The sequence below is a fragment of the Agrobacterium sp. DKPNP3 genome (genome assembly GCF_052686535.1).
In genome coordinates, this window is the sequence record NZ_JBQYSN010000149.1 from 1 (window position 1) to 6,871 (window position 6,871).

The 6,871-nt window shown below is 59.8% G+C and carries 5 protein-coding genes and 1 pseudogene; 1 reads left to right on the plus strand and 5 read right to left on the minus strand.

Going from position 1 to position 6,871, the window contains the following annotated elements:
• Window positions 1-532, minus strand: a pseudogene (locus tag ACUTJJ_RS24195) (L,D-transpeptidase family protein); the annotation flags it as partial.
• Between the two features lie 502 nt (window positions 533-1,034).
• Here ACUTJJ_RS24195 and fumC point away from each other — a divergent pair.
• Window positions 1,035-2,426 (plus strand): class II fumarate hydratase, encoded by a 1,392-nt coding sequence (gene fumC / locus ACUTJJ_RS24200; RefSeq protein WP_445543687.1) that lies wholly within the window; start codon window positions 1,035-1,037, stop codon window positions 2,424-2,426.
• Window positions 2,427-2,725: 299 nt separating this feature from the next.
• Here fumC and ACUTJJ_RS24205 read toward each other — a convergent pair whose 3' ends face one another.
• The 4 genes from ACUTJJ_RS24205 to ACUTJJ_RS24220 all read right to left on the minus strand — a co-directional run.
• A complete protein-coding gene (locus ACUTJJ_RS24205; protein WP_063949116.1) occupies window positions 2,726-4,354 on the minus strand; it encodes a CTP synthase in 1,629 nt (542 codons plus the stop codon).
• Window positions 4,355-4,613: 259 nt separating this feature from the next.
• A complete protein-coding gene (gene secG / locus ACUTJJ_RS24210; protein ID WP_144574141.1) occupies window positions 4,614-5,090 on the minus strand; it encodes a preprotein translocase subunit SecG in 477 nt (158 codons plus the stop codon).
• A 115-nt stretch (window positions 5,091-5,205) separates the two neighbouring features.
• A complete protein-coding gene (gene tpiA, locus ACUTJJ_RS24215) occupies window positions 5,206-5,976 on the minus strand; it encodes a triose-phosphate isomerase (protein ID WP_063948907.1) in 771 nt (256 codons plus the stop codon).
• Between the two features lie 211 nt (window positions 5,977-6,187).
• Window positions 6,188-6,871, minus strand: a 684-nt coding sequence (locus ACUTJJ_RS24220; RefSeq protein WP_445543688.1) for an alpha/beta fold hydrolase, incomplete at its 5' end; no start/stop codon positions are given.

The following is a 6,871-nucleotide window of genomic DNA, read 5'->3' on the forward strand; positions in this document are numbered from 1 at the left end:
GCGTGCCGTTCGACGTGGCGCCGACGACATTGCTGCTGATGCTTGCAGTCACGTCCTTTGCCGGTGCGGAAATGCTGTAATCGGCAGGATCAAGGCCGCTTTCGCCAACCGTCTCGAGGAAAGCGAGGACGGCATTGGCGCGCTCGGTCAGTTCGCCGCCGGAAACCCACAGCGTCTTGCCGCCGGCGCCGTAATAGGCTTCCAGCGCCTTGGCGATCTCCGGCGTGACGTTGAACTTCAGGTTGGCAAGGCCTTCGCCGAAATTCGCCGTGTTTACCGCACGGGCCGTATCCGCCTTATAGTCATAATAGCGCGGGCCTGAAACGCGCGGCAGAGGCTCAGGGTCGGAAGCATCCGCGCTCTGCGCAGTACCCGATGCGGAACCGGACGGTGAGGTGACGATACCGGCGGGCGGCAACTCGCCGCGGTCACGCGCGATCTTGCCCGGGCCGCCGCGAAGGAGGTCCATCAGGGTCACCGCCCCGGCACTGCCGGGAAGAGCGGTTGAAACGGAAAGACCGAGAGCCAGCACCAGTGCTGCCGATGATTTTCCAGATGTGACTTGCAATTTGATCCTCGTAGCACCCAGCACCACCGGAAAAACGGCGGGCATCAGTTTCATGCATCTCTAGCCGATCAACGGCCCGTTGAAAAGAAAACGCCCAAAGCCCAAAATCGTGCCGAAATGAACCTCATAATACAGCCGAAGCCATAAAAACGTAATTTCCAGAATTGGCGAGAATGGTTAAATTTCTATTTATTTCATTCACTTTGCTTTGACCCGGACGCCACGGAGGCGTGCGGCAAAAGCCCGGCTTCTCGGCCTTTTCAGCACGTAGTAAAAATGCCACGCGGGCGCCTTTTTCTTCTTGCCGCACCGGGCGCACGCCAATCGCTGCAAGCCGAAGGGAAATATCTTCCCGCGCCGCATGACAGCGGCTTTCTTTGCTGCCGCGATGATTCTATATATCGGCCGCGCAAGGCGGGCGAAGGCGCCGTTTTGGCGGAGGAACACGAGTAAAAAGGCAAGATTGATGACAGCCACACGGACGGAAACCGATACATTTGGCCCTATTGACGTTCAGGCCGATCGCTACTGGGGCGCGCAGGCGCAGCGCTCGCTCGGCAACTTCAAGATCGGTTGGGAAAAGCAGCCGGCATCGGTCGTTCGCGCGCTCGGCATCGTCAAACAGGCCGCCGCCCGCGCCAACATGGCGCTTGCCGGCCTCGACCCGAAGATCGGCGAAGCCATCATCGCCGCCTCACAGGAAGTCATCGATGGCAAGCTGACCGAGCACTTCCCGCTGGTCGTCTGGCAGACCGGTTCGGGCACCCAGTCCAACATGAATGCCAACGAGGTGATTTCCAACCGCGCAATCGAGATGCTCGGCGGCGAAATGGGCAGCAAGAAGCCGGTTCATCCCAACGACCACGTCAATATGAGCCAATCCTCGAACGACACCTACCCGACGGCGATGCACATCGCCTGCGTCGAGCAGATCGTTCACCACCTGCTGCCGAGCCTCAGGCACCTGCACAAGGCGCTGGAAGCCAAGGTCAAGCAGTTCGAAAAGATCATCAAGATCGGTCGCACCCACACGCAGGACGCAACGCCGCTGACGCTCGGCCAGGAATTCTCCGGTTACGCCGCTCAGGTGGCCTCCGCCATCGCCAACATCGAAACCACCCTGCCCGCGCTGTCGAAGCTCGCCCAGGGCGGCACGGCCGTCGGCACTGGTCTTAATGCCCCGGTCGGTTTTGCCGAAAAGGTCGCCGAGGAAATCTCTGAGATTACCGGCCTTTCCTTCGTCACCGCGCCGAACAAGTTCGAAGCGCTTGCCTCGCATGATTCCATGGTCTTCTCCCATGGTGCGATCAATGCGGCGGCTGCAGCGCTCTTCAAGATCGCCAACGACATCCGCTTCCTCGGCTCCGGCCCCCGCGCCGGTCTCGGCGAACTCTCGCTGCCGGAAAACGAACCCGGCTCGTCGATCATGCCGGGTAAGGTGAACCCGACCCAGTCGGAAGCACTGACTCAGGTTTGCGCCCACATCTTCGGCAACAATGCGGCGCTCTCCTTCGCCGGTTCGCAGGGCCACTTCGAGCTCAACGTCTACAACCCGATGATGGCCTACAACTTCCTGCAGTCGGTCCAGCTTCTGGGCGACGCCGCCGTCTCCTTCACCGACAATTGCGTCGTCGGCATCGAGGCCCGCGAAGACAATATCAAGAAGGGCGTCGAAAACTCGCTGATGCTGGTGACGGCGCTGAACGGCAAGCTCGGTTACGACATCTGCGCCAAAATCGCCAAGACCGCCCACAAGAACGGCACGACGCTGCGCGAAGAAGCCGTTGGTGGCGGATACCTCACCAACGAGGAATTCGACCAGTTTGTGCGGCCGGAGAACATGATCGGGCCGAAGTAAGCCTGTCGGGATTTTTTGAAACAAGGAACGGGTCTTCGGGCCCGTTTTTGTTTGTTCAACAAAAGATAAGCCCATTCAGAACGAACCTCAGGTCGGTCATTCGGGGAAGAGTTCTCCGTCATGCCGGACTTGATCCGGCATCCAGCCACCGCGCGTCTGCGCGGTGAAAGAGTCTGTTACGATTAAAGACTTGATCGTACTGGACCCGGGATTTAGTCCGGGGTGACGGAGGAAAAGTCTAGACCTCCCCAAACAAAAAAGGGCCGCTTTCGCGACCCTCTTCGTCATCCTTCAAACCGTCAAACCAGCCGGCTCTGCTCCACCGCCGCTTCGATGAAGCTGGCGAAAAGCGGATGCGGGTCGAGCGGGCGGCTCTTGAGTTCCGGGTGATACTGAACGCCAATGAACCAGGGATGGTCAGGATATTCCACCGTTTCCGGCAGCACACCATCCGGAGACATGCCCGAGAAGACCAAGCCGCAATTCTCCAGCCGGTCCTTGTAGTCCACATTCACCTCGTAGCGGTGACGGTGGCGCTCGGAAATATCCGTGGAGCCGTAAATCTCGGCGATCTTGGTATCCTTCTTCAGCGCCGCCTTATAGGCGCCGAGGCGCATCGTGCCGCCGAGATCGCCCTTGGAGGAACGCTTCTCCAGCTCGTTGCCCTTCACCCATTCGGTCATCAGACCAACAACGGGCTCGGCAGTCGGGCCGAATTCGGTGGAGGAGGCATTTTCGATGCCAGCAAGATGACGCGCCGCTTCCACGACCGCCATCTGCATGCCGAAGCAGATGCCGAAATAGGGCACGTTGCGCTCACGCGCGAACTGCGCCGCCATGATCTTGCCTTCAGAACCGCGCTCGCCGAAACCACCCGGCACCAGAATGCCGTTGACCTTTTCAAGGTATGGCGTCGGATCTTCCTTTTCGAAGACTTCCGACTCGATCCACTCGAGCTTGACCTTGACGCGGTTGGCGAAGCCGCCGTGATGCAGCGCCTCGATCAGCGACTTATACGCGTCCTTGAGGCCGGTATATTTGCCGACGATCGCAATCGTCACTTCGCCTTCCGGCGTGCGGATACGGTTGCAGACCTCTTCCCACTGTTCCAGACGCGGCTTCGGCGCTGGCTCGATGCCGAACGCGGCCAGCACTTCCGAATCGAGGCCTTCCTTGTGGTAGGCAATCGGAACGTCGTAGATATTCGCCACATCCAGCGCCTGGATGACGGCGGAAGGACGCACGTTGCAGAACAGCGAAAGCTTGCGGCGTTCCGCTTCCGGGATTTCCCGGTCGGCGCGCACGAGCAAAATGTCGGGGTGGATACCGAGCGCCTGCAGTTCCTTCACGGAATGCTGGGTCGGCTTGGTCTTCAATTCGCCAGCCGCCGGAATGTAGGGCATCAGCGTCAGGTGAAGATAGATCGCCGTGCCGCGCGGCAGATCGTTGCCGAGCTGACGGATCGCTTCCATGAACGGCATCGCCTCGATGTCACCCACCGTGCCACCGATCTCGCAGATGACGAAGTCGTAATCGTCATTGCCTTCGATCACGAAATCCTTGATTTCGTTGGTGACATGCGGAATGACCTGAACCGTTGCGCCGAGATAATCGCCGCGCCGTTCCTTGTCGATGATGTTCTTGTAGATGCGACCGGTCGTGATGTTGTCGGTCTTGGTGGCCGAACGCCCGGTAAAGCGTTCATAGTGGCCAAGGTCGAGGTCCGTCTCGGCACCGTCGTCAGTCACGAACACTTCGCCGTGCTGTGTCGGGCTCATGGTGCCGGGATCAACGTTCAGATAGGGGTCGAGTTTGCGAAGCCGCACCCGATAACCACGGGATTGCAGCAAAGCTCCGAGTGCAGCAGCTGCGATGCCCTTACCGAGAGAGGAGACCACGCCGCCTGTGATGAATACATATCGCGCCATGGGATTCACCGGATACCTTTTTACCTCTGATTCCGCCAGCCCAAATTTCATGATGTTGCAAATTCGCTGTTGACGAATTCACAGTTCAACTGGCCGGAATGCGAACAAAAGAAAACCGGCAGGCATTACAGCGCCGCGCGTCATAGACGCGCAAAGGACGCTGTAACGCTTCCAGGTCGGCGCATAGGCCTTTCTTTAAATCATGAATGATTTCAAGGGCTATGCGCTGGCCTGCCGGAGCGTTAAATCAAAACCGGGCTTATTGACCGGTCGGAACTGCGTTCGGATCGGCGGGCTGCGCCGGGGCCGGAGCGGCGGTACCGGAAGCGGCTGGAGCCGGTGTCGTCTGTGCGGGTGCGTTCTGGGCCGGTGCAGCAGCACCGCTATTGGTCGGCACGCCATTTTCAGCCGGAGCCGGTGTTGCCGGTGCCGTGGTCGACGGGCCGAGCGTATCCAGAATGCCGTTACCCTGCCCCTGCGTGGCCGGGATACGATCGAGAATATCGGTCGGGCGCGACTCGTACCGGGTCATGAGACCAAGGCCGAGCGATGTCAGAAAGAACAGCGCGGCGAGGATGCCCGTGGTGCGGGTCAGCGCATTGGCCGTTCCGCGCGCGGACATGAAGCCCGAACCGCCGCCGATGCCGAGGCCGCCGCCTTCGGAACGCTGGATCAGGACCACGCCGACAAGCGCCAGCACGATCATGAGGTGAATTACAATCAAAACGGTCTGCATGACAATCCATTCCATGCCCCGCGCGGAGCACCATAAAGAAGGTTTTGCGGCTCTTTACATGAGGCGAAGGTTTATTCCAAGCCCCTTTCCCGATACTCTTTCAGGAAAGCCTCATTCAGGCCGTCAGTCGCTCATATGCCGCATAGATGGACAGGAAGTCCGACGCTTTCAAGCTCGCCCCACCGATCAGCGCGCCATCGACATTTTCAACGCCCATCAGCTCCAGCGCATTGGTCGGCTTTACCGAGCCGCCATAAAGAATGCGCATGGTCTTGCCGGCATCGCCAAAGCGCTTGACGAGCTCGTCGCGCATGAAGGCGTGGGCCTCGCGCACATCTTGCGTGGTGGGGGTAAGACCGGTGCCGATCGCCCAGACGGGTTCATAAGCGATAACGGTATTTTCCGCGGTGGCCTCATCCGGCAGCGAGCCGGCAAGCTGGCGCTTCAGGATATCGAGCGTCTGGCCCGCCTTGCGCTCATCCGCCGTTTCGCCAATGCAGACGATGGCGATGAGATCGGCCGCATGGGCGGCGGATGCCTTTGCGCGTACCAGATGGTCGGTCTCGGCATGGTCGGTGCGGCGCTCGGAATGGCCAACGATGACATGGGTGCCGAAGCAGTCGGCAATCATTTCGGCAGAGATATCGCCGGTATGGGCGCCGGAGGCATTCTGGTGGCAATCCTGCGCGCCGATCATCAACGGGCTGTCATCACAGAGCGCGGTCGCGACATAAAGCAGTGTGGAAGGCGGGCAGATCAGCGCATCCACCTTTTCGGACAGCGCGCCCTTGACGCCCTCTGCCATGGCCTTGATCTGATCGAGCGAGGCACGCGTGCCGTTCATCTTCCAGTTTCCGGCAACAAGCGGTCGAACATTCGGCGTCATGCGTATCCCATTCCCTTTGTCTAGGAGCGCCGCTTGAGGCACCCCATCCCTCGGCCGCAGCCGGCCCTTGATCAAGACAGAAGCTCTGCCTGAATTTCCCGGATATTCCTTTAGCCGCAGCCGGCGGCAATTGGTACAAAAAAGCGGTCCAAGGGTTAAAGCCAGCGACAAATCCCGGAAAATTTGTCGTTACTGACTTAGAACCGACCCACTATCGGCTCAAAATCCAGTTCAAAACCACCCGCCAGTCGGTCATTCGCACCGGGGTGCCATGGCTACCGGTCTCGTAACGCGTGAACCGCGCGGGCTCCCCAGCCTTCAACAACGTGCGGAAGATAGCCGCTTGGCTGTCGGCCGAATAAACCTTGTCGGCGCTGCCATGGGTAAACCAGACCGGTTTCTTCGCTTTGGCAAAGGCGCTTTTCGGAAAATCGGGATCGACCGCGCCGCCGAGGATCGCCATGCCCTTGAGATTGGCGACGGCTGCCTTGTCGCGGCTGATGCCGTAGCAAATGAAACTGCCCATCGACGCGCAGGTGAGCACGACAGGCTTTCCGCCGGATTTTCTGGCCGCATCGGCAATGAGCGCCGCGACATCGGCAACGCCGTTCTCATCGAAGGAACGAACGCTCGGCACGTAATAGGTGCCGCCATTGGCGACGGCCAGATTTTTCAGCCGGTTGAAATTACCGCCGAACGTATAGTCGTTCATGCCAAGCCGCCGGTCACCGCCGCGTCCATGGATGAAGATGACGGTGAAGGCCTGCCCGCTGGCCGGCCCGACGCGGCCGACCTCAAACGCCCTGCCCTCAACGGACACGGTTTCCAGCGCCTGCACCTTCTTCGGCGCCATATCCACATATTGCCGCTTCACCCGACGCTCCGGCACCTCGTC